Below are 19,897 nucleotides of genomic sequence, written 5' to 3' on the forward strand. Positions count from 1 at the left end.
GGTGGTCCTCACGCAGGAAGGGCGCGATGAGGGAGCCGGGGTGTCGCCTCGATCTCCGCGACGCTGCCCTGCGCGATGACGCGCCCGCCCCGGTCGCCGGCGCCCGGGCCCATCTCGACGAGTTGGTCGGCGGCGCGCAGCACCTGGACGTCGTGATCGACCACCACCAGGGAGTTGCCGTTGTCGACCAGGGCCCCGATCGCGCCGATGAGGCCGTGGACGTTGGCGGGGTGCATGCCGATCGTGGGCTCGTCCAGGACGAAGAGGAGGCCGGTGGACCTGGAGAGGACCGTGTGGGCGAGCCGGATGCGTTGGCGCTCCCCCGTCGAGAGCGTGTCCCCGGACCGGCTCAGCGCCAGGTAGTGCAGTCCCAGGGACCTCAACGGCGCGATCGCGCGGTGCAGTTCGGTGCACAGCCGGTGGGCGAGGTCGCGGGTGTCGGGTGGGACGGAGGCCTCGATGCCGGGCACCGCCGCCTCGAGCTGGCCCAGGGTGAGGTCGCAGGCCTCGGCGATGGTGCGCCCGTCCACGGTGGTGCGCAGCGCGGAGGGCGCCAGGCGGGTCCCGTGGCAGGCCGGGCACAGCCGCATGACGAAGAAGCGCTGCGCGCGGGTGGAGGTGGCGCCGCCGGTCCCCTCGTCGGCGATCTGCTCGGCGGAGTCGTAGGCGTTGACGTAGGCGGCGTTGAGGGTGATGACGTGGCCGCTCCTGGTGGGCATGACGATGCGGCGGGTCACCTCGGGGCCGTGGAGGACCGTCTCACGTTCCTCGTCCGTGAGGTCCTCGAAGGGCACGTCAGTGCGCACGCCGAGCTCCGCGGCGACCAAGGGCATGTTGGAGTGCATGAGGCCGTGCCAAGGGGCCACCGCGCCCTCGGAGATGGTGCGCGAGGGGTCGGGGACGATGCCGTGGGGGTCGATCTCGCGGACCTGGCCCAGGCCGTGGCACCTCGGGCACGCGCCCAGGGTGTTGAAGGAGAAGTCCTCGGCGCTGGGCGCGTCGAACTCCACCCCACACACCGGGCAGGTGCGCGTGGCCGCGATCCCCTGCCGGTACGAGGGCGGGAGGCGGTGCCCGTTGGGGCACAGGTGGGAACCGATGCGGGAGTACACGAGGCGCAGGACGGCGAGGACCTCGCTCATGGTGCCCACGGTGCTGCGCGGGCCGGGAACCGGCGGGCGCTGGCGCAGGGCCAGTGCGGAGGGCAGGAAGGACACGCGGTCGACGTCGGGCTTGGCGGCCTGGCTGATGCGCCGCCGGGTGAAGGTCGACAGGGCGTCGAGGTAGCGCCGCGAGCCCTCCGCGTAGAGGACCCCCATGGCCAGGGAGGACTTGCCCGAGCCGGACAGTCCCGTGATGCCCACGAACTGTCCCAGAGGGATGTCGATGTCCACGTCGCGCAGGGTGTTGACCCGGGCGCCGCGGACCTCGATGGCGTCGGGGCCCCGGCGGCGGGGGGTGGGAGTGGGAGTGGAGGCAGCCATGTCCCGCAGTGTAGGAGCGCACGAGGGTGGGGCGGGTTCCCCGGTCCGGCCCGCACGCCGCCACACGTTGACGGTCAGCTACGCAGGCGCGGCCGCGGCGCAGTCCCGGTGCCGGACGTGCCCACTGGACGGCTCACCGCGGGTCGCTCCTGCCGGGTGCGGGTGCCGCAGGAGGTGGATCCGGCAACGGACACGATGGACCCGACACCGGCGGAAGCAACCGACACCGGCGAGGTCACCGGGCGTCGTCGACGGACCCCGACCTATCGTGAAAAACCGATACCGCCCGAGTATATGGATTTCACGATACTCCCACGGTATACTGAAATCCTGATACGAGTCGATCGGAGGCCTCCCATGCCCACACGAAGCGCACGTCTTCGCGCACCGGCAGACTTCGGACTCGCCCTCCAGCAGGCCAGGATGGCCCAGGGTCTGTCACAGACCGACCTCGCCCGCGAGCTCGGCATCACACAGAGCACGGTCAGCGCCTTCGAGACAGGGAAGTCCACGATCCACCTGCGTCGACTCCTGGAGCTCGCCCGTGCCACCGGGATCACTTTCACCGCCACTTGGGACGACGACGATGCGACTCGCCGTTGAGCTGCACGGGATCCGTGTGGGGACCATCGACGGCGACGCACGGACCTTCGACTTCCTCCCGTCGCCCGAGGCGATCGAACGCTTCGGGGCCAACAGCACGATCCTCTCCGTCGCGATCCCCCTGGCCCCGAGGCAGCGCAGGGACCATGCCAGGCGCCGGCGCAATTGGTTCGCCGAGCTCCTGCCGGAAGGGAGCCAGTACGAGCACATGCTGGCCCAGGGCCACCTCATCCGGGGTGACACACCCGCCTTCCTGGCCCGGTAAGGTCGCGACGTGGCGGGGGCTCTCCAGATCTGGGACCTCGACGATCCCACCGAGCCCCGTTCCCCGGGGTTGAGGGAGCTCTCGCCCCCACAGGTCCGCAGGATGCTCGAGGACCCCGTCGGCTCACCACTCGCCAATGAGGCCAGTACCGGCAAGTCCTCCCTGGGCGGTGTCCAACCCAAGATCGTCCTGGTGAGGACCCCCACCGGGTGGGCCCAGGCAGTCGGCGGTCAGCCCACCACGCACATCCTCAAGCCGCAGCTGGGGGGAACGCTGGGCACCGTCATCTTCGACGAGGAGTTCGGCTCGCGACTCTCCCGACGGATGGGGCTGGCGGCATTCGGGACGACGGTCGCGGACTTCGACGGTCTGGCGGCACTGGTGGTGGAACGCTACGACCGCAGTGACGGCACCCGTGTGCACCAGGAGGACCTCAGCCAGGCCCTCGGCGCGGAGCACAACGAGAAGTACCAGGAGATGGGTGGGGTGGTGAGCCTCCGCAGGGTTGCCGAGGTCCTCAGCCAGTACGCAAGTGCTCGGGACTTGCACCACTTGGCGCGGATGGTGGTCCTGTCGGTGGCCGTGGGGAACCTCGACATGCACACCAAGAACATCGCTCTCCTGCACCCCTCCACCGGGGAGACGCTCCTGGCACCCGCCTACGACGTGGTTCCACAGGCCCACGGGCCCAACCACGGCAGACTCGCGCTCGCTGTCAACGGGACGTACCGCCATCAGGAGATCACCCGCGCGGACCTCGTCGCCGAGTTCACCTCCTGGGGGCTCCGACATGCCGAGCAGCGGACATCTGACGCCCTGGACGAGATCGCGGCGATCCTGGACGAGGAGACACCGCTCGCCGGGTCCTTCCACGGACTGCTCGATGAGATCACCTCCTTTGTCGACAATCTCCGCAGCGGACTCCCCGTCGGCGGAGCCCCGCGGTAGTCACCGATCGGCTGGGAGCGACGTCCCGCGTCCCCCGGTCCCCGGACATTCCACGGACTCGTTCCGGGCGGAGGACCACCGACGCCACGAAGTGCGGGTGTCGGCCACCGCCGATCCGGCGTAGGCTCGACGTGACGTGACCACCGACACACCTGAGGAGGTGATGATCCGATGGGTGACAAGTCCCCGAAGAAGTCCGGCTCGAAGACCCCCGCCGGGAAGACCCTCAAGGAGAAGCGGGCGGCCAAGAAGGCCAAGCACGACGCCAAGGCCCACGAGGCCTGACCTCTCCAGCACCGACCACAGCGCCCCGGGCCACCACGTCGTGGCACGGGGCGTCGTGCTGCGCTCCGGATCCGAATCCCGATACCGGGTCTCCGCGGCCCGGGGGCAGCCGTACCTTGGGGGTGTGAGCGATCCACAGAGCACACCCCCGGCGCACCCGGACGACGGCGCCGGCGCTCCCCCGCCGCCCACCGCGGCCGACGGCTGGGGGCCCGACATCCTCCCCGGTTTCGAGCGCCTCACGCTGGAGCTCGCACCGGACGAGGAGGGTGACGTCGTCGCCACGCTCGTGCGCCCTGCGCGGAGAGCGGGATCGGGTGCGGATGCGGGGGCCGGAGGGCGCACCGACGAGGGCAGCGCCGGGAACCCCGGCGAGGGCGAGGCCAAGAGCATCCGCGAGGACGCAGCAGGGAGCATCCACGAGGACGGCGCCCCCGATGTCGGCGTGGACGTGCTGTACGTGCACGGCTGGAACGACTACTTCTTCCAGGCCCACGTGGCCGACTTCTGGGAGCGCCGAGGCGCGCGCTTCTTCGCCCTGGACCTGCGCAAGTACGGCCGCAGCATCCGCGAGCACCAGACCCCGGGGTTCATCCGGGACCTTGCCACCTATGACGAGGAGATCGGGGCCGCCCTCGTCGCCATGGGTCACCCGGCCCCCGCCGCCACCGACGCCACCGGTGGCGGCACCGCACTGGTCGGTGCGGAGGGCAGCGCGCCGACAGCGCTCAGTTCCCTGACGGGTCCGCTCCCGGCGGGAGGCCTCGCGGCGGCCGCCGTGCGCGCACTGTTCTCCGACCCGCTCTCCCGCAGATCCACGGCAGCGGAGTCCCGACCCCTGAGGGAGGGTCCCGCGTCGGCGGAAGATCCTTCCGGGAGCGTCGCTCCCCCAGCAGTAGACCCGGCGCCGAACCTCCTGACCTCCCCCACGGGTCCCGAGGGGTCCGCGGAACTCCCGCCGTCACCGGCAGCCACCGCGCCCCCCGCTGACGAGGGCCGGATCGGTGCCGGGTCCCCGCCCACTCCCCCGTCGTCGGCTCACGTCGCCGGGTCCGAGCCACGCCATGTCGCCCATCCGGGGGAAACCCTCGAGGACGCCGCGCACATGGAACCCGATCCCGAGCGCCGCAAGCTGTTGCTGGTGGGGCACTCGACCGGGGGCCTCATCCTCAGCCTGTGGGTCTCGCGCCATCCCGGGTGGGCTGACGGATTGGTGTTGAACTCCCCGTGGTTGGAGTTCCAGACCCGCAACATCGGGCGTCGCCTGCTGGAGCCGGGGGTGCGGGTGCATGCTGCGCTGGCCCCACAGAACCGCATGGTCAACGTGGACCTCGGTGTCTACACGCGCTCGATCTCCTCCCGCTTCGACGGGGAGTGGGACTACGACCCGACCCTGCGCTCCGACGCGGGGTGGCACGCGACGCCGGCGTGGCTCTCCGCGATCCTGCAGGGCCAGGAGACCGTCGCCAAGGGTCTGGGGATCACCGTTCCCGTCCTGGTGCTGCTCAGCGCCTCGTCGAGCCTGCCCCTGGTGTGGAGCGAGGCAGCCATGCGCACCGACACCGTCCTGGACGTCGTCGGGGTGGCCCGCAGGTCCCCCGACCTGGGCAGCCATGTCACCATCGTGCGGGTCGAGGGCGCGCTGCACGACGTCACCCTCTCCGCGGCCCCCGTCCGCGAAGTCGTCTGGACCGAGACCGAGCGCTGGTTCGCCGCCTACATGGGTCCGCGTCCCGCCGCCCGTTCGCCGCGCCACTGAACCTGCGCCCCCCCTTCCGGGGCGGGGTACCGGGCGCTGGGGTCCGGGCACCGGCGGGAATGGATCACCGCTCGACGCGTTGTGGTCCATGGATGCATCCCCATCAACCCCGGGAGGGCCCATGCGGCAACCAGCACTGTCAGTCGGCGACCAGATCGGGCTCCTGGAGTCCTCGGGGGCGTTCGGAGTCTCCCTCGACGCGGGCGCCGTGCGCGCGGCGGCCCACCGCCTCCTCCAGGAGGTGCCCGACGAGGTCGCACTGGTGGGCCTGCACCCGCGGTGGTTCCGGGCCTCTGACCTGGCCCCCCTGATGAGGCGTGAGGGGAAGGCCGGGTTCGTCGTCACGGACATGACGGACGTCGACGAGTTCCTCCCCGTGGGCGTGAGGCTCCCGGACTCGCCGCTCTACTTGGTGCGCGGTGTCAGCCGTGGCGACGACCTGCGCAATGCCTCCCCGCAGGAGGCACTGCGTGAGTTCGACGCCACCGGACGACGTGGGTTGACCCTGCAGGAGGGCCTCAGCTGGGCGCTCACCGATCCCGGGGTGATCGAGACGAACGCCTGCTTCATGACGATCGCCTCCCGGAAGCAGAAGGGATCCTCACGCGCGGGCGAGCCGGTGTTCGACACCCGCACCCCCGCACTGTGGATCAGCGGAGGGACGGGCCGCGACGGTGCCGAGCACCGCAACGCCCCGAAGCTCGGCTGGTGCTGGTGGCGCAACCGCCACACCTGGCTGGGGATCGCCTCGGCCGAGGGGGACGTCGACCGAGCGGCGTGAGGCGCTGTCCGTGTCGGTGAGCCGCAGTGTGCACGCGGCCGTCAGACATCGGGTTGCGGTCCGGTGACTTCTGCCGCGATGCCGTCAGGAGGTGCGACGGACCGTCGCATACTTGAGCCTGCAGAGTCCTCTCCCCGCTGACGCGGCAGCCACGCCCCGGGGAGCGCAGAACCCCTCTTCGGAGACGGTCGCTCCGTCTTCGACCGCGACACCCCGTGCTGGACCCCTGACACCGGGCGCGAACTCCACTCCGCCATGCGCAACACGCTGCTCCCGCTGGCCCTCCCCGACACCTTCCGACCGGGCATCTCCGACGCCTCGCGCATGAAGGTCGGGGACCTGGTCCTGGTCCGTGTCGGTGACGACGCCCAGCTCGCCACGATCAGCAGACCGCTGGAACTCGCCGATGACCGCCAGCGGCTGCGTCGCGCGGTCGGGTGAAGCCCGGAGCCCGTGTCCTTCTCCGGGCTCCCCGGCGACCGCCGAGCGCGAGCCGGTCCCGCGACAGGTCCCGGCACCGGTCGAGCTGCTGCTCTCCCCCGCCACGACGGCCCTCGCCGACCGCACCACCATCGACATGCCCTGGCTGGACGGTTTCATCGACCTGCTCGACCGCCGCCGTCAGGTGATCCTCCACGGTCCCCCCCCGGGACCGGGAAGACCTATCTGGCCCGCGCCGTCGCCCGTCATCTCGCACCCGGCAGCACGACGATCGTCCAGTTCCACCCCTCCCACTCCCACAAGGACGTCTTCGAGGGTTTCCGCCCCACACCCCTGGAGGACCGGGCTCTCGAGTCCGGCGTTGAGGGTGTCGGCGTTGCCAAGCAGGTAGGGGACGAAACGGTCGACCGGATCCTCGACGTCGGCAGTGCGTTCGCTGGCGGGCTTGCCAGCAGACTCGAGCGGGCCCGCGCCAAGCGTTCCGCCGCGCAACCTGACGATCTGGAGTGACAGGTCCGAGGCGTGGCGTCCTGTCATCTGGGTGACACGGATCCGAGATCCCCGGGGCGCGTGCGCTTGAGACTCGATCGGGGTTCCATCCCCGCTCGCCGCCGGACTGGACCGCCTGGGCGTGACAGCTGAACGACACCGGTGTGCCAGCGGCAAGGGAGTGGGCGATCTCTCGACTCCCGGACTCTCCGATGTACCCGCCGGGTTGACGACGAGTACCCGGTCAGCGAGCTCGATCTTGCGCAGGCGGAGCGCATCGAGCGCGGCCTTCTGCTGGTGGGTGCTTGTGTGACCGCCCTCGCGATGCCCGGGAACCACTCAGTCGACTTCCCGCCACGCACCGATCCGAACGGTGGTGAGCATGCCGATGTCCAGGTCCTCCAGTTGGGCGCGCGCCTCGGCCAGCGAGGGGTCTCCGTCACCCTGCGAGCTGTTCCAGGTGCTGGAGTCCTCAAGCGGGTCCTCGCCCGGGGGGACGAACAGCGCTGGCGTCTGCCCCTGGGTGAGCTGGAGGGCGAACGCCCACAGCCGCTCAGCACCGGCGCCTGCCAGTTCCCCCGTCCACTCCAGGTCCGCAGCGGCGATCCCTCCGGGCGCGAGGGTGATGAGCGGCTGCTCGTCCTCGCCGGACGTGGTGGACCCGGTCAGGTTCCTCTGCTCTGCCGTCCACAGGAACGTCGACCCCCAGTCCCCGTATCCACCGATGCCGGGGTACCCCTGGACCGTGCAGGTGTGCGAGGAGGTGTTGGTGACCATCAGGTGTGAGTAGCGGTGACCCATGGCCACGTCGAAGCCGCGCAGGAAGAAGGCGACGTCCTCAGCCCTGCAGGACTCGTCACTCTGCTGCGCCGTGGCGTCGAGCCGGAGCAGGGCGCTGCGCTGGTCGGCGTCAAGGCCGGAGGGTTCCGGCACCGGCGAGAGGGTCGCCCGGTCCCACCCGCTGCCGAGTTCCCCCTCCGAGGGCTCCCCGACCGACTGGGGTGCATCGGGGCTCGCCGTCACGGTCGGTGACGCGACCCCTGTCGACCGGGGCTGATCGGATCCCGACCCGACGCCTCCTCTGCCCATCGCCCACCACGCCACCAGGGCCACCAACGCGGCGACCACCGCCACCGTCCACCACAGGGCAGGAGTCCGAGCCGGGGCCGGGGCCTGATCTGACGGGTGTGAGTCCATGTCCCCACGGTGCCCGCTCTCACTCGCGATGTCCAGCCATCTTGGGGCGCACGTTGTGCAGTTCGTGGCTGGCGTCGCCAACTCCCCCGTGCGCGTAGCTCTCCATGCGGGGTACCCCCAACCCGCGCGACTCCGCCCTGGGCTCGATGTCCTCACGGGGGCCGGGGCGGTGTGCGCTCCTGGAGCCCCGCACACCACGGGCCCCCATCAGGCGCATGGCATTGAGGATGACCACCAGGACGGAGGCCTCGTGGACCAGCATGCCCAGCGCCATCGTGACCCCACCGGTGAACACCCCCACCAGCAGGAGAGCGACAGTGGCCAGGGCAACCACGATGTTCTGACGCATGACGCGAACGGTCCGCTTCGCGATCCCCAGGGCCTGGGGCACTCGGAGCAGGTCCTGCGACATCAGCGCAATGTCTGCGGTCTCCACTGCGACTGCGGATCCGGCTGCCCCCATGGCCACGCCGATGTCTGCGGTGGCCAGGGCGGGAGTGTCGTTGACCCCGTCGCCCACCATCGCGATGACGTGTCCGTCGTGTCGCAGTGCTGCGACGGCGTCCTGCTTGTCCTCGGGCAGCAGCCCGGCCCGGACCTCGGTGATGCCCGTCGCCGCTGCGACCGCCTCGGCCACGGGCCGGGCGTCCCCGGTGAGCATGACGATGCGTGTGACACCCGTCCGGCGCAGCTCCTCCACCATCTGGGGGGCCTCGGTGCGTACCCTGTCTGCCACGCCCAGCACGCCGATGACCTGCTGGTCCACGGCCACGACCATCGGCGTGCGCCCACGCGCGGCCAGGTCCTCCCAGGCCCGTGCCGCCCGACCGCCCGGGTCCTCCACGCCCTGGCGTGGCAGCAGGGAGAGGCTGGCGACCAGGACACGTCGGCCCCCGACCCTGGCGATGATGCCCGCCCCCGGCACGGGGGTGACCTGGTCGGGCAGCCCACCGGGTCCCACACCGCGAGCGCGGGCAGCCTCCAGCACCGCGGGAGCCAGTGGGTGTTCCGACCCGATCTCCGCGGCGGCGGCCAGTCCCAGCACCTCGCCCTCGTCCCGTGCGGGGTCCAGGACCACGACGTCCTCCAGGTGCGGGTGCCCCTGGGTGAGGGTCCCCGTCTTGTCCAGGGCGACGGCGCTGATCCGGGCCGTGGTCTCCAGGTACTCCCCGCCCTTGATGAGGATGCCGGTGCGCGCCGCACGCCCGATCCCGGCCACGACCGCCACGGGGATGGAGATGACCAGGGCCCCAGGGCAGCTGATCACCAACAGTGTGAGGGCCCGGGCGATGTCCCCCGTTGCCAGGCCCACTGCCGATGCCAGGACGATGACTGCGGGCGTGTACCAGCGCGAGAAGCGCTCCATGAACGTCTGGGTGGGAGCCTGAGCGTCCTGGGCGTCCTCGACCCGGTGGATGATGCGTGCCAGGGTCGTGTCGGAGCCGATGCCAGTGGCTCGCACCTCCAGGACGCCGCCCCGACAGATCGTCCCGGCGAAGACGCGTCCGCCGACGGACTTCTCCACCGGGATCGACTCCCCGGTGATGGAGGACTCGTCAATCGCTCCTGTGCCTGAGATGACCCGGCCGTCCACCGGGATCCTCGCACCGTTCCTGACCAGGACTGTCTCACCGTGGTGCACCTGGGAGGCGGGCACCTGGTGGGGGGAGCCCTGGCGGATGACGGTGGCGGTCTGGGGTGCCAGGGCGACCAGCTGCGTCAGGGCCGAGCGTGTGCGGCCCAGGGTCGCGTCCTCCAGGGCGTGCCCGAGTGCGAAGAGGAAGGTCACCGCCGCCGCCTCCCAGAAGCTGCCGATGGCCAGGGCACCGAGCGCGGCGATCGCCACCAGCAGGTCGATGCCGATCACGTGCGCGCGAAGAGCACGCAGCGCGCGGACCAGGACGGGGAGACCCGCCACCGCGGCGGCTGCGACCATGACCAGGTCGGGCAGGGTGAAAGCCTCGGGAGCTCGGACATCTGCGGCGCTTGGCAGCCACCACCGGGGGCCCAGCACCACCGCCCCCACTCCCCCGCCCGCGTGGCGCAGGAGCAGGGCGGTCAGGATGAGCGTTGCGGAGATCGCGGGGATGAACCAGCGGTTCCTGAGGATCTGGCGGACTTGTTCCACAGCTGCCGAAGCCTTTCCGGTCTGGGCACGGCTGAGTGGGGGGCGGCGGGCGGGGTCAGAGGTCGGACGGAGCGCTCGGGTAGCCGGCGTGGGCCAGGGCGTCGACCAGGTCCTGGGTCGACACCCGGGCGGGGTCGTGGTCCACCTCGACCCGGGAGGAGGCGAAGTGGACCGACACACCCTGGACGCCTGGCAGTCGACGGAGCTGCTTCTCGATCTTGGCCACGCAGGAGGGGCAGGAGAATCCCTGGGCCCGCAGGACGGTGTGGGTGGGGGTGGTGGTGTGGAGCGTGCTCATGGTGCAGGTGCCTTTCGTGGGCTTTCGTGTCTGACACCCCGAAGGTAGGTGCACCCGTCGGCCATTTCCTTGACCCAGGTCAAGTTCCCCGGGGGCTTCGCCCCGGGCGGACGAGGGCGACCCGCACCCCCTCCCCTACCAGGGCGACACCGAGGCACCGTGGTCGGTGTCCGCGCCTGGGTCCAGAGGGCATCCGGACGTGAGGACCGTGCACGGGCCCGCCCACCTCCGATAGGCTCCCACCATGTCCCCCGGCGAACTCTGCGTGGCGCGCGTCCCGATCTTCCAGGGGCTCAGCCGCCAGGACCAACTGCAGGTGGCGGGATTCATCCGCCCCCTCCAGGTGCGCACGGGCCAGACCGTCGTCTTCCCCGGCCAGCCGGTCTCACGTGTCCTCATCATCCACAGCGGGCGCCTCAAGGTCAGTCGCACGACCGCTGAGGGGCAGGAGCAGGTCCTGCGCACCCTCTCCGAAGGAGATGTCGTGGGCGAACGCGCGTTCCTGACCGGGGAGCTCTCCGACAACACCGTCGTCGCCCTGGAGGACTCCCGCATGTGCGTCCTGGACCATGGGGACCTGTCCGCCCTGCTGCGTGAACACCCTGACATCAGCCAGCGGATGCTGCGCACCCTCTCCGATCGCCTCGCCTCCGCGGAGCGCCTGCTCACGGCCGTGACCTCCAGCGACGTGGGTGCGCGGGTGGCCGCCTACCTCCTGGACCTCCCCGCAACCCTCCACGACGGAGTGCCCGGGGTGCACCTGCCCATGGCCAAGCATGAGGTCGCAGCCCATCTGGGAACCACACCGGAGACCCTGAGCCGGCGCCTGTCCGCCCTCGTCGCCTCCGGCGCCATCACCCTGCAGGGCCGCCGCGACATCTCGATCGTGGACCTCCCGGCACTGGAGCGGGCGGCCACCCCCCTGCGGGCGACCAGTGGCATCTGAGGGCGGCCCCCCGCCTGCCCCGGAGCATGCCGGCGCCCGCGAGGTCTTCCGCGTCTTCCTCCGCCTCGGTGTGACGTCCTTCGGTGGGCCCATCGCCCACATCGGCTACTTCCGTGAGGAGTTCGTGGCACGCAGGCGGTGGATCAGTGACACCCAGTACGCCGAGCTGGTGGCGCTGTGCCAGTTCCTGCCCGGCCCTGCCTCCAGCCAGGTCGGCTTTGCCTTGGGCCTCCGACGTGCGGGTGCGATGGGGGCACTGGCCGCCTGGGTGGCCTTCACCATGCCTTCGGCCCTGGTGCTGGTGCTGGCGGGACTCGGGTTGGTCTCCCTGGGGGGCGTGGTGGGCGACGGGGTCCTCATGGGTCTCAAGGCGGTGGCAGTCGCGGTGGTCGCGCACGCAGTGTGGGGGATGGCGCGCACGCTCACACCGGACGTCCCGCGGATGCTCATCGCGGTCACCGCCGCAGGCCTGGCCCTGGCGCTCCCGGGCGTCCTGGGGCAACTGGGCGCCCTCGCCGTGGGCCTGGGTGCGGGACTCCTGTGGCGTGGGGAGGAGGACGGGCGCGAGGCCGCACACGTCGAGGCGGGTGTCTCGCGTCGCACCGGACTGGCTGCCCTCTGCGTGTACGTGGTGCTGCTCCTGGCGCTGCCGGTCCTCACCGCCCACACCCAGGACAAGTGGGTCTCCCTGGCCGACGCGTTCTACCGGGCGGGAGCACTGGTCTTCGGCGGGGGGCACGTCGTCCTCCCGCTCCTCCAGGGCGAACCAGTGATCGCAGCGTCGATCAGCCAGGAGCAGTTCCTGGCCGGATACAGCGCAGCGCAGGCGATACCGGGGCCCCTCTTCACCCTGGCCGCCCCGCTGGGTTTCGCCATGGAGCCCGCAGGGGCAGCACCTGCGGCTGCCGCACTGGCACTGGTCGCGATCTTCCTGCCCGGCCTCCTCCTGGTCGTGGCGGCGCTCCCCTACTGGGAGTTGGTCAGGACACACCCCGTCGCCCGCTCTGCCATGGCGGGAGCCAACGCGGCTGTGGTCGGCATCCTCCTCGCCGCCTGGTGGACCCCGATCATCACCACGGGGATCACCGGGCTCCCCTCACTGGTCATCGCCCTGGGATGTGTGCTGCTGCTCGTGGTGTGGAAGCGGCCGGCCTGGATCGCTGTCCTGGTCGGCGCACTGGCGGGAGCCGTGGTCGGCGTGAGTGGCATGGGCCTCACCTGGGGCCAGGTGCACTGACCAGGACCGGTTGGCTCGACCGCGCAGCGCGGACAGGGATTCCAACAATCATCTGTGGGAACTGGGCGTCGGGGTGACGCACAATGAACCATGGATGTCAGCGCGTTCGCACGCTGGGCGATCAGCCCTGGGACCAGTCTCAGCACTCACTTCAGGCCCGGCGAGGATCGGTGCGGGATCTATGTCCTCGAGTTCGCCGACGGGCAACGCTACGTGGGCCAGAGCCACGACGTGGTGCGCCGTTTCGCTGACCATGCACGCACGTATCCAGACATAGTCGGCGCGCAGTTCTGCGCCGTCCAGTCCAGCGACCTCGATGCCGCGGAGCGACAGCTGATACAGAACCAGCGCGATCTGGGGTACCACCTGCGCAACATCGTCCTTGTCTCACAGTCGTGGAGCGACTCCGTCCTCGATGCCGTCGTCGATCGCACAATCCAGATCTCCTGGACCGCGGGAGCACCCCAGACCCATCCTGATGATCTGCGAATGCTCACTGCTCGACGCCGCCGGGCGACCCGGAAGAAGTACGCAGCACTCCAGGAGCACCGCGGGTTCGCCGATGTCTTCACCGACATCTGCACCTACGTCGACCGAGTCATTGCGTGGCCCTCCGCCACGGACGGACGTTTCTGGACGCTCACCGCATTGCCGAGCACCGGGCGCTCCCGGCAGTCCCAGCGTCTGGCATGTCTCAGTTGCGGCCGCGTTGAGACCTTCGTCGTCCTGGAAGACCGGGAGTCCGGGCAGCTGTGGTGGTTCCTCAACATGGAGCATGGAGTGGTGTCCCGCAGTTCACTGCCCCACGACCTACAAGATGCGCTGACCTTCTCTGACAACTACCGGACTGTCGGAACGGTCGACCAGGTCTTCGGCGGTGTGGCAGGTTCTCTGGCTTCCTGGCTGGACGAGACCACGCACCTGGAAACTGCCTCGCGCCAGCTCGCCCTCAACCTCATGCGCAAGGGCCCCTCCCTCTTCGCTCGCTTCCACTGCGATGACTTCGTGGATGACGTCCTGCTGGCTCTCGAAGAAGACCGACAGGTGGCCAGCATCCCCGCAGGTGGGAGTAGGCCCCTTGGACTCACAGGACTCACAGGACTCCGCCCTGAGACACCCTCGACGTCACGTGTCCACCATCAGGGCGCAGCCTCGAAGGTGTTGTGGGCGATCCACGTGGGCAAGCGCGTCTTCGCCCCGATGCATGTGTGTCGATCCGAGCCCGTAGCGCTCAGCGAGGGCAGCAGAACAATGGTCCAGGGTGAGACCCATGGGCGCGGCGCCATCTCCCGCAGGGAGGGACGACGCAGGAGAGTTCCTTGGGGGTCAATCTCCGGGGTCACACTGGGCAGGGCTCAACCGGTTCTCGACATGTCCGCCCTGACAGCCAGCGCGACCTCTCCGGGCAGCGCGAACGCGCGTTCCAGGAAGGGACGGAGCTGGGAGATCGCTGCGCGGTGCTGGTCCTCGCTGAGATCGTCGAGGACAGGGGGCGCCTCCTGGTCCCAGCCGATCGCATCAGCCACGATGGTCAGGTCCCACCGGTCCCACCGCAGTCGCCCCTCGGCGCGGAGCTGGTCGCGGTACTGGCTCTCGAGGCCGACCGGGTGGTGCGCGCCCGCATGGCCCGGCGCCAGGGCAGCGCGGACATCCTCGACCGCGAGGATGTAGCCCCGGATGCAGGCCACCACCCGGTCGAAGCGGACCGGGACACCGATGAACATGCCCGGTCGCCTGACGAACGCCGCCGCCAGGTCCGACGCCGACATCGTGGAGACCACGTGATCGTCGCTCATGTGCTTTCCCCTCTCAACTCCCGTCGTCTGCGGGAAACCGCTCACCGTCGACCTCAGTCCCGCAGGATCTTCTCCATGGCGCGTCCGCGGGCGAGCTCGTCGATGAGCTTGTCCAGGCGGCGGATCTCCCGCATCGTCGGGTCCTCGACGTCCTCCACCCGCACCCCGCACACGACGCCCGTGACCCGGTCGCGAGCGGGGTTGGGCGACGGCGCGCGGGCGAAGAAGGTCTCCAGGTCGGTGCCCGCCGAGAGCTCCTCGGCGAGCGCGTCGGGGGTGTAGCCGGTCAGCCATTCGATGATGCGGTCGACCTCCGCGCGTGTGCGCCCCTTCTTCTCCGCCTTCTCGACGTAGAGCGGGTACACGCGCGCCATTGTGATGGTGAAGATCCGTGGTTTCGCCATGGGTCCATTCTCTCCGAGGGGCCCCTCGGCCGCGCGGGAGGGCGGGTGCGTGCGGATCAGGCGGACGAGGGCGGCCACGGCCGGGTTCCGCTGAAGTCGTCGGTATCCACCGACCAGCCTCCGGCGGACGGCCGCCGACGGACGAGCGACCACCCTCCGACCGCCCCCTTCAAATGCTACGCAAAGCGTGCTACTTTTCCCCACGTGCAGGAACAGGAACAGATCCCGGCGGCGTCCGACGAGGACCCCGTCCAGTGGGCCCGCCTGGTGCTGATGCTCGGGCGCATCGAGAGACTCTCCAAACGACTCGGCGGCATTCCGGTCAGCGCCGCACGCTGGAGGGCACTCCAGGTCGTCGAGACCTTCGGGCCCCTCACGGTCGGTGAGTTCACGCGACTGGACGGACATGCCCCGTCCTCGTCGACGCGACAGCTGCGCGACCTCGAACGCGACCACCTCATCGAACGCACCGACTCCCCCGAGGACCGCCGCGTGTCCCACCTGAGCATCACCCCCGAGGGGTCACGGACCATCCGCGCCTTCGAGCAGGCCGTCGGCCAACAGGTCGCAGCCGTCGTCGACCGGCTCCCCCGCTCCGACCGAGACGCCATCCTCGCCGCGGCCCCGGCCCTGCACGACCTGCAACAGATGCTGCGGGCCACCCACGGATTCATCACCGAGGACACCCATGACCACGACCAGCACGCCCCAGCAGACGACACCCGGGAGCGCGACGCCTGACGGCCCCACCCGGTCGACCACGACCCAGCACACGACACCGGCCACGCCCCGGGACACCGAGAGCACAGCCCACCCCGAGAAGATCTCCCCCGCCGTGTGGGCCATCGCCTTCGCCTGCGCCATCTCCTACATGGGCATCGGCCTCATCGACCCGATCCTGCCCACCATCTCCCAGGACCTCAACGCCTCGCCGGGCCAGACGGAACTCCTCTTCTCCACCTACCTGGCGGTCACGGCGCTCGTGATGTTCCTCAGCTCCTGGGTGTCCTCACGCATCGGGCGGCGCACCACGCTGCTGCTGGGCCTCGGACTCATCGTCGTCTTCGCACTGGCCTGCGCCTCCTCCCCCAGCGTCTCCTGGGTGATCGGCTTCCGCGGCGGCTGGGGGGTGGGCAATGCGCTCTTCGTCTCCACCGCCCTGGCCGCGATCATCGGCTCCACCTCCGACTCACGCCGCGCCGTCATGCTCTACGAGGCCGCGATGGGCGCCGGCATGGCGCTGGGCCCGATGGCCAGCGGCCTGCTCGGCGGGATCTCCTGGAGGGGTCCGTTCCTGGGGACCGCGGCCCTCATGGCGATCGCCCTGGTCTCGATCGCCGTGTTCCTGCCCACCCACGAGCCGCGCGGGCCCCGCACGGACCTCGCCGCACCCTTCCGGGCACTCGGCCACCATGAGTTCCGCCTCCTGCTGACCGCCACGCTCTTCTACAACTTCGCGTACTTCATCATGCTGGCCTACGCGCCCTTCCCCGTGGAGAACGCCGCCACCCTGAACGGACGCACCTTCACGCCGATGGACCTGGGCCTGGTCTTCTTCGGCTGGGGTGGGCTGCTGGCCCTGTGCTCGATCCTCATCGCACCTCGCCTGACACGCACCCTGGGCCTGCGCCAGACGATCATGGCGACACTGGTGGCCATCACCCTGACCCTCGCGGTCCTCACGCTCTTCCCCGCGAGCCTCCCGATCCAAGTGACGGCCACGATCATCGGCGGTGGCCTGGTCGGCATCACGAACACCGCGATGACCGAGGCCGCGATGGAGGCCACCGACCTGCCGCGTTCCATCGCCTCCTCCGCGTACTCCGGGGTCCGCTTCGTCGGAGGTGCGATGGGGCCGACACTGTCCGGCCCGATCAGTGACGCCTTCGGGGCGCAGGCACCGTACGTGGCGGCTGCCCTCGCGGTGCTGGTCACCATCGGCCTCATGACTGCCGACCACCTGCGGGTGAGTCGTCCGCGCGAGGCCGCCTTCGCCGAGGCCGACATCGTCGCCCGGGCGGACTGACCCGACGAGGGCGGACGGACGCGACGAGGGCGGACAGGTCAGGGGCCTCTCCTCGCAGGGGCACTTCCCTGACCTGATAGTGGTCACCCGTGGGATCGGTGGTTGACTGGGTCGTCCCCTGACCCAAGAATGCAGGCAGGACCGTTGTCGAGGTCCTGTGCAGGGGGCAGACTCCCCAGGTCGGTGAGGAACGAAGTCATGGCAGTCACGAATCGCGGCGTGGGCCGCAGCATTCTCCTGGTCATCTCCTACACCGTCTTCGGCGCCCTCATGGCCGTCTCGGTCACCTTCTGCGTCGCGGTGTTCTCCTCCATCGACTTCAGCACCGGGGGCTCCCCGATGGGCAACGGTGAGCTCATCGAGTTGCTCAGGGCGCGTGCAGTCAGCGGCGCCCTGGTGGGTCTCGCGGTGGGGGTCGTCCGGGCCCTGCTCCCCGGTGAGCGCGGGACGGGACTCCACCTGGTCTCCGCCGTCCTCATCCCGGTCGCGTCCATGATCGCCTCGGTGGTGTGGGCCGCTGCGGTCTCCGTCGTCCTGGTGATCGTCAGGGGATTCGTCCCCGACGTCCTCGACCACCAGCGCACCATCATCATGGGCGGGGTGTGGGCCATTCCCGCCCTCGTCCTCCTCACCGTGCTGTTCGGCAAGCCCACTCCGCCGGGACGGGCGTCGGGGGGCTACGTCGGCTCGGGCTACACCGGAGGCTCCTCCCTGTACGGGTCCGGCGCGTCCGCGGGCCCCGTGGGGGCGGGGTTCGGGTACGGCGGTGCGACGACGTACCGCACGAGCAGGGACCTCTTCGGGGGCGGGACCACGTCCTACGGGTCGGACGGGAGCACCTACCGCACGACCAGCGATCTCTTCGGCGGTGGCACGACGACCCACGGGTCCGACGGCACCACCTACCACACCACCAGCGACCTCTTCGGTGGCGGGACCACCACCCATGGGTCCGACGGCACCACCTACCACACCACCAAGGACCTCTTCGGCGACGGGTACACGACCCGGGGTGACGACGGCTCGGTGATGCGCACCTCGAAGGACCTGTTCGGGGACGGCACCACCACCCGCAGGGACCAGTAGCGCAGGTGGGGCCACGGGCCCCGGGTGCCCCGGGGACGTCGACACGGGAACGCCTCGGGCACGCCGTCAGTTCTCGGAGTCAGTGGCTCACACGTCGTGGCGCAGGGCAGCCGTGAAGTCGTCCTCGCCGTCACCGGTGCGCTGGACGGTGGTGAGCGCGTCGAGGAACGCCGTGGCCGCGGGCAGGGCCCCGTCGGCCACACCCAGCATGAGGCGGATGTCCTTGGCCAGGAGGTTCGCGGAGAAGGCCGTGTCGGAGAAGTCGGCTCCCAGGAGCAGGGCGCGCTTGGCGTTGACCTGCTTCTCGAGCATGGAGCCCTGGAGTGCGTCGATGACCTGCTCGGTGGTCAGTCCCCCACCGTGCCCGATGCGCAGGGCCTCGCGGATGCCCTCCGTGGCGGTGGCGATGCCGACATTGGCGATGAGTTTGGCGACCTCGGCACCAGCAGGGGTCGGGTACTGCCGGATCCACCCTCCGGCCTGCTCGCTGGACCATGACCGCGCGATGTCGCACGCCTCCGCCCTCGTCGGTGCGTCCGGGGAGCCGACCGCGGTGCCCAGCGTGCGGGCGCGGGCCGGGGCGATCGTGCCGATGACGGGGGTGGCGGCGAAGCGGATCCCGCGGGCAGCGGCCCACTCGGCGTAGGAGGTGGCGTCGTCGGGCGAGACCGTGCTGACGTCCATCCACAGTGTCCCTGCGGCGATCGGCAGGTCGGCGTCGAGGACGACCTCCTGGACTGCGGTGGGTCCGAAGAAGGCGGTGACGACCACGTCGACGTCGGCCACTGCTGCGGCAGGGGTCGGGGCCAGGGTCGCCCCCTTGTCCACGAGGGGCTGGGCCTTGCTCGCGGTCCTGTTCCACACCGTGACGTCATGACCGTCCTCGACCAGGTGGGTGGCCAGTTCCCGTCCCATGCGACCCAGTCCGAGGAATGCGATGCGTGCACCCATGTCCGTCTCCCATCCGTACAGTCCGGCGGCCGGGGACTCCGGCGGCCACGTCCATTGTGCCGCGTGGTCGGCGTGCTGGCCGGGTGGTATCGGTGGCCTGTCCGGGAAGCAAGGGGAGGTTGCGTCCGCGCATCTCCGTTGGCGACGGCCGCCCCGGGGGTCAGTTGATGATCTGGTGGGTGTCGTCCTCATGGCTCACGGTGATGTGATCCCTCCACGTCTGCAGGGCCTGGGGCGTGAGCCTCGGCCAGTCGATCGCACTCACGTCTCGATCACCACGGCGCGACACATAGGGTGGGGAACACCTGCTCGCACTTATTAGTGGAGGGAGACCGCGATGTCCGGAAGGAAGCCGTCTGTCCTCTTCGTCTGCGTCCACAATGCCGGGCGCTCCCAGATGGCCGCGGGCTACCTCCGACACCTCGCCGCAGGACGCGTCGAGGTCCGCTCCGCGGGCAGCATCCCCGCCGACCGGATCAATCCCCTCGCCGTCGAGGTCATGCTGGAGGAGGGCATTGACATCACGGCGGAGGAGCCGAAGGTGCTCACCGCCGAGGCCGTGGAGTCCTCCGACGTGGTGGTGACCATGGGGTGCGGGGACACGTGCCCGTTCTTCCCCGGCACCCGCTACGAGGACTGGGACCTCGACGATCCCGCCGGTCAGGACATCGCGACTGTCCGCAGGATCCGTGACGAGATCAGGACCCGGGTCCAGGCGCTGATCTCAGACCTGGAGACCCGGTGACGGCGGCGGTCCCTCAGTCGTCCCCAAA

20 protein-coding genes are annotated in these 19,897 nt (G+C 70.3%); 13 read left to right on the forward strand and 7 right to left on the reverse strand.

Annotated elements, in window-relative coordinates; all coding sequences use genetic code 11:
* Window positions 1-8: 8 nt before the first annotated feature.
* Window positions 9-1,484: an excinuclease ABC subunit UvrA gene (locus tag BQ9890_RS16180; RefSeq protein ID WP_230297827.1), complete on the reverse strand. Its 1,476-nt coding sequence runs from the start codon at window positions 1,482-1,484 to the stop codon at window positions 9-11.
* 357 nt (window positions 1,485-1,841) lie between these two features.
* On the opposite strand from BQ9890_RS16180, the gene BQ9890_RS05085 reads away from it, so the two are divergent.
* The 7 genes from BQ9890_RS05085 (at window position 1,842) to BQ9890_RS16835 (ending at window position 7,076) form a co-directional block, all read left to right on the forward strand.
* Window positions 1,842-2,087: a helix-turn-helix domain-containing protein gene (locus BQ9890_RS05085; RefSeq protein WP_043536705.1), complete on the forward strand. Its 246-nt coding sequence runs from the start codon at window positions 1,842-1,844 to the stop codon at window positions 2,085-2,087.
* A complete protein-coding gene (locus tag BQ9890_RS16185; protein WP_230297828.1) occupies window positions 2,071-2,352 on the forward strand; it encodes a HipA N-terminal domain-containing protein in 282 nt (93 codons plus the stop codon). Before BQ9890_RS05085 ends, BQ9890_RS16185 begins: the two co-directional genes overlap by 17 nt.
* A 9-nt stretch (window positions 2,353-2,361) precedes the next feature.
* A complete protein-coding gene (locus BQ9890_RS05090; protein WP_230297829.1) occupies window positions 2,362-3,300 on the forward strand; it encodes a type II toxin-antitoxin system HipA family toxin in 939 nt (312 codons plus the stop codon).
* Between the two features lie 409 nt (window positions 3,301-3,709).
* Window positions 3,710-5,344, forward strand: coding sequence for an alpha/beta hydrolase (locus BQ9890_RS16830; protein WP_075889866.1), 1,635 nt, complete (start codon window positions 3,710-3,712; stop codon window positions 5,342-5,344).
* Between the two features lie 121 nt (window positions 5,345-5,465).
* Window positions 5,466-6,125, forward strand: a complete 660-nt coding sequence (locus BQ9890_RS05100) for a DUF5701 family protein (RefSeq protein ID WP_230297830.1) — start codon at window positions 5,466-5,468, stop codon at window positions 6,123-6,125.
* 255 nt (window positions 6,126-6,380) lie between these two features.
* Window positions 6,381-6,566 carry a hypothetical protein gene (locus BQ9890_RS05105; protein ID WP_075889870.1) on the forward strand — a complete coding sequence of 62 codons (186 nt, stop codon included), beginning with the start codon at window positions 6,381-6,383 and terminating at the stop codon, window positions 6,564-6,566.
* 12 nt (window positions 6,567-6,578) lie between these two features.
* Window positions 6,579-7,076 (forward strand): AAA family ATPase, encoded by a 498-nt coding sequence (locus tag BQ9890_RS16835; RefSeq protein WP_407638873.1) that lies wholly within the window; start codon window positions 6,579-6,581, stop codon window positions 7,074-7,076.
* Window positions 7,077-7,394: 318 nt separating this feature from the next.
* Here the strand turns inward: BQ9890_RS16835 and BQ9890_RS05110 are convergent, their stop codons facing one another.
* From BQ9890_RS05110 to BQ9890_RS05120, 3 genes are read right to left on the reverse strand one after another with little or no spacing between them, the layout of a single operon-like run.
* Complete coding sequence (locus tag BQ9890_RS05110; protein ID WP_143226242.1) at window positions 7,395-8,252, reverse strand: DUF4232 domain-containing protein; 858 nt, start codon at window positions 8,250-8,252, stop codon at window positions 7,395-7,397.
* A gap of 19 nt (window positions 8,253-8,271) precedes the next feature.
* Window positions 8,272-10,380, reverse strand: a complete 2,109-nt coding sequence (locus tag BQ9890_RS05115) for a heavy metal translocating P-type ATPase (RefSeq protein ID WP_075889874.1) — start codon at window positions 10,378-10,380, stop codon at window positions 8,272-8,274.
* Window positions 10,381-10,435: 55 nt separating this feature from the next.
* Window positions 10,436-10,678 carry a heavy-metal-associated domain-containing protein gene (locus BQ9890_RS05120; protein ID WP_075889876.1) on the reverse strand — a complete coding sequence of 81 codons (243 nt, stop codon included), beginning with the start codon at window positions 10,676-10,678 and terminating at the stop codon, window positions 10,436-10,438.
* 244 nt (window positions 10,679-10,922) lie between these two features.
* Here BQ9890_RS05120 and BQ9890_RS05125 point away from each other — a divergent pair, with 244 nt between their 5' ends.
* Together BQ9890_RS05125 and chrA are read left to right on the forward strand one after the other, a co-directional pair.
* Complete coding sequence (locus BQ9890_RS05125; RefSeq protein WP_043536709.1) at window positions 10,923-11,624, forward strand: Crp/Fnr family transcriptional regulator; 702 nt, start codon at window positions 10,923-10,925, stop codon at window positions 11,622-11,624.
* Window positions 11,614-12,861 carry a chromate efflux transporter gene (gene chrA / locus BQ9890_RS05130; RefSeq protein ID WP_075889878.1) on the forward strand — a complete coding sequence of 416 codons (1,248 nt, stop codon included), beginning with the start codon at window positions 11,614-11,616 and terminating at the stop codon, window positions 12,859-12,861. Before BQ9890_RS05125 ends, chrA begins: the two co-directional genes overlap by 11 nt.
* A 1,355-nt stretch (window positions 12,862-14,216) precedes the next feature.
* On the opposite strand, the gene BQ9890_RS05135 is transcribed toward chrA, so the two are convergent.
* Together BQ9890_RS05135 and BQ9890_RS05140 are read right to left on the reverse strand one after the other, a co-directional pair.
* Window positions 14,217-14,657, reverse strand: coding sequence for a hypothetical protein (locus tag BQ9890_RS05135; RefSeq protein ID WP_075889880.1), 441 nt, complete (start codon window positions 14,655-14,657; stop codon window positions 14,217-14,219).
* A 53-nt stretch (window positions 14,658-14,710) separates the two neighbouring features.
* Window positions 14,711-15,061 (reverse strand): DUF2200 domain-containing protein, encoded by a 351-nt coding sequence (locus tag BQ9890_RS05140; RefSeq protein ID WP_075892754.1) that lies wholly within the window; start codon window positions 15,059-15,061, stop codon window positions 14,711-14,713.
* A gap of 204 nt (window positions 15,062-15,265) precedes the next feature.
* Here BQ9890_RS05140 and BQ9890_RS05145 point away from each other — a divergent pair, with 204 nt between their 5' ends.
* The 3 genes from BQ9890_RS05145 (at window position 15,266) to BQ9890_RS05155 (ending at window position 18,173) form a co-directional block, all read left to right on the forward strand.
* The gene (locus BQ9890_RS05145; RefSeq protein ID WP_075889882.1) at window positions 15,266-15,802 is read left to right on the forward strand and encodes a MarR family winged helix-turn-helix transcriptional regulator; all 537 of its coding nucleotides are present in this window, start codon (window positions 15,266-15,268) and stop codon (window positions 15,800-15,802) included.
* Window positions 15,750-17,087 carry an MFS transporter gene (locus BQ9890_RS05150; protein ID WP_078062241.1) on the forward strand — a complete coding sequence of 446 codons (1,338 nt, stop codon included), beginning with the start codon at window positions 15,750-15,752 and terminating at the stop codon, window positions 17,085-17,087. Before BQ9890_RS05145 ends, BQ9890_RS05150 begins: the two co-directional genes overlap by 53 nt.
* A 198-nt stretch (window positions 17,088-17,285) precedes the next feature.
* Window positions 17,286-18,173, forward strand: a complete 888-nt coding sequence (locus tag BQ9890_RS05155) for a hypothetical protein (RefSeq protein ID WP_075889884.1) — start codon at window positions 17,286-17,288, stop codon at window positions 18,171-18,173.
* Between the two features lie 87 nt (window positions 18,174-18,260).
* On the opposite strand, the gene BQ9890_RS05160 is transcribed toward BQ9890_RS05155, so the two are convergent.
* Complete coding sequence (locus tag BQ9890_RS05160; protein ID WP_075889886.1) at window positions 18,261-19,124, reverse strand: NAD(P)-dependent oxidoreductase; 864 nt, start codon at window positions 19,122-19,124, stop codon at window positions 18,261-18,263.
* 337 nt (window positions 19,125-19,461) lie between these two features.
* Between BQ9890_RS05160 and BQ9890_RS05165 the strand changes: the two genes are divergently transcribed.
* On the forward strand, window positions 19,462-19,869 hold the full coding sequence (locus BQ9890_RS05165; RefSeq protein WP_075889888.1) for an arsenate reductase ArsC: 408 nt from the start codon (window positions 19,462-19,464) through the stop codon (window positions 19,867-19,869).
* Window positions 19,870-19,897 lie beyond the last annotated feature (28 nt).

Origin of the sequence: Actinomyces provencensis (assembly GCF_900155435.1) — a bacterium.
In the GTDB taxonomy this organism is placed as follows: domain Bacteria; phylum Actinomycetota; class Actinomycetes; order Actinomycetales; family Actinomycetaceae; genus Pauljensenia; species Pauljensenia provencensis.

Bases quoted from the DNA above. Each gene is read 5' to 3' on its own strand.
- BQ9890_RS05165 (WP_075889888.1), top strand. From the start codon at position 19,462: ATGTCCGGAAGGAAGCCGTCTGTCCTCTTCGTCTGCGTCCACAATGCC.
- BQ9890_RS05155 (WP_075889884.1), top strand. From the start codon at position 17,286: ATGGCAGTCACGAATCGCGGCGTGGGCCGCAGCATTCTCCTGGTCATC.
- BQ9890_RS05100 (WP_230297830.1), top strand. From the start codon at position 5,466: ATGCGGCAACCAGCACTGTCAGTCGGCGACCAGATCGGGCTCCTGGAG.
- BQ9890_RS05120 (WP_075889876.1), bottom strand. From the start codon at position 10,678: ATGAGCACGCTCCACACCACCACCCCCACCCACACCGTCCTGCGGGCC.
- BQ9890_RS05110 (WP_143226242.1), bottom strand. From the start codon at position 8,252: ATGGACTCACACCCGTCAGATCAGGCCCCGGCCCCGGCTCGGACTCCT.
- BQ9890_RS05135 (WP_075889880.1), bottom strand. From the start codon at position 14,657: ATGAGCGACGATCACGTGGTCTCCACGATGTCGGCGTCGGACCTGGCG.
- BQ9890_RS16180 (WP_230297827.1), bottom strand. From the start codon at position 1,484: ATGGCTGCCTCCACTCCCACTCCCACCCCCCGCCGCCGGGGCCCCGAC.
- BQ9890_RS05085 (WP_043536705.1), top strand. From the start codon at position 1,842: ATGCCCACACGAAGCGCACGTCTTCGCGCACCGGCAGACTTCGGACTC.
- BQ9890_RS16185 (WP_230297828.1), top strand. From the start codon at position 2,071: ATGCGACTCGCCGTTGAGCTGCACGGGATCCGTGTGGGGACCATCGAC.
- BQ9890_RS05150 (WP_078062241.1), top strand. From the start codon at position 15,750: ATGACCACGACCAGCACGCCCCAGCAGACGACACCCGGGAGCGCGACG.
- BQ9890_RS05105 (WP_075889870.1), top strand. From the start codon at position 6,381: ATGCGCAACACGCTGCTCCCGCTGGCCCTCCCCGACACCTTCCGACCG.
- BQ9890_RS05160 (WP_075889886.1), bottom strand. From the start codon at position 19,124: ATGGGTGCACGCATCGCATTCCTCGGACTGGGTCGCATGGGACGGGAA.
- BQ9890_RS05125 (WP_043536709.1), top strand. From the start codon at position 10,923: ATGTCCCCCGGCGAACTCTGCGTGGCGCGCGTCCCGATCTTCCAGGGG.
- BQ9890_RS05140 (WP_075892754.1), bottom strand. From the start codon at position 15,061: ATGGCGAAACCACGGATCTTCACCATCACAATGGCGCGCGTGTACCCG.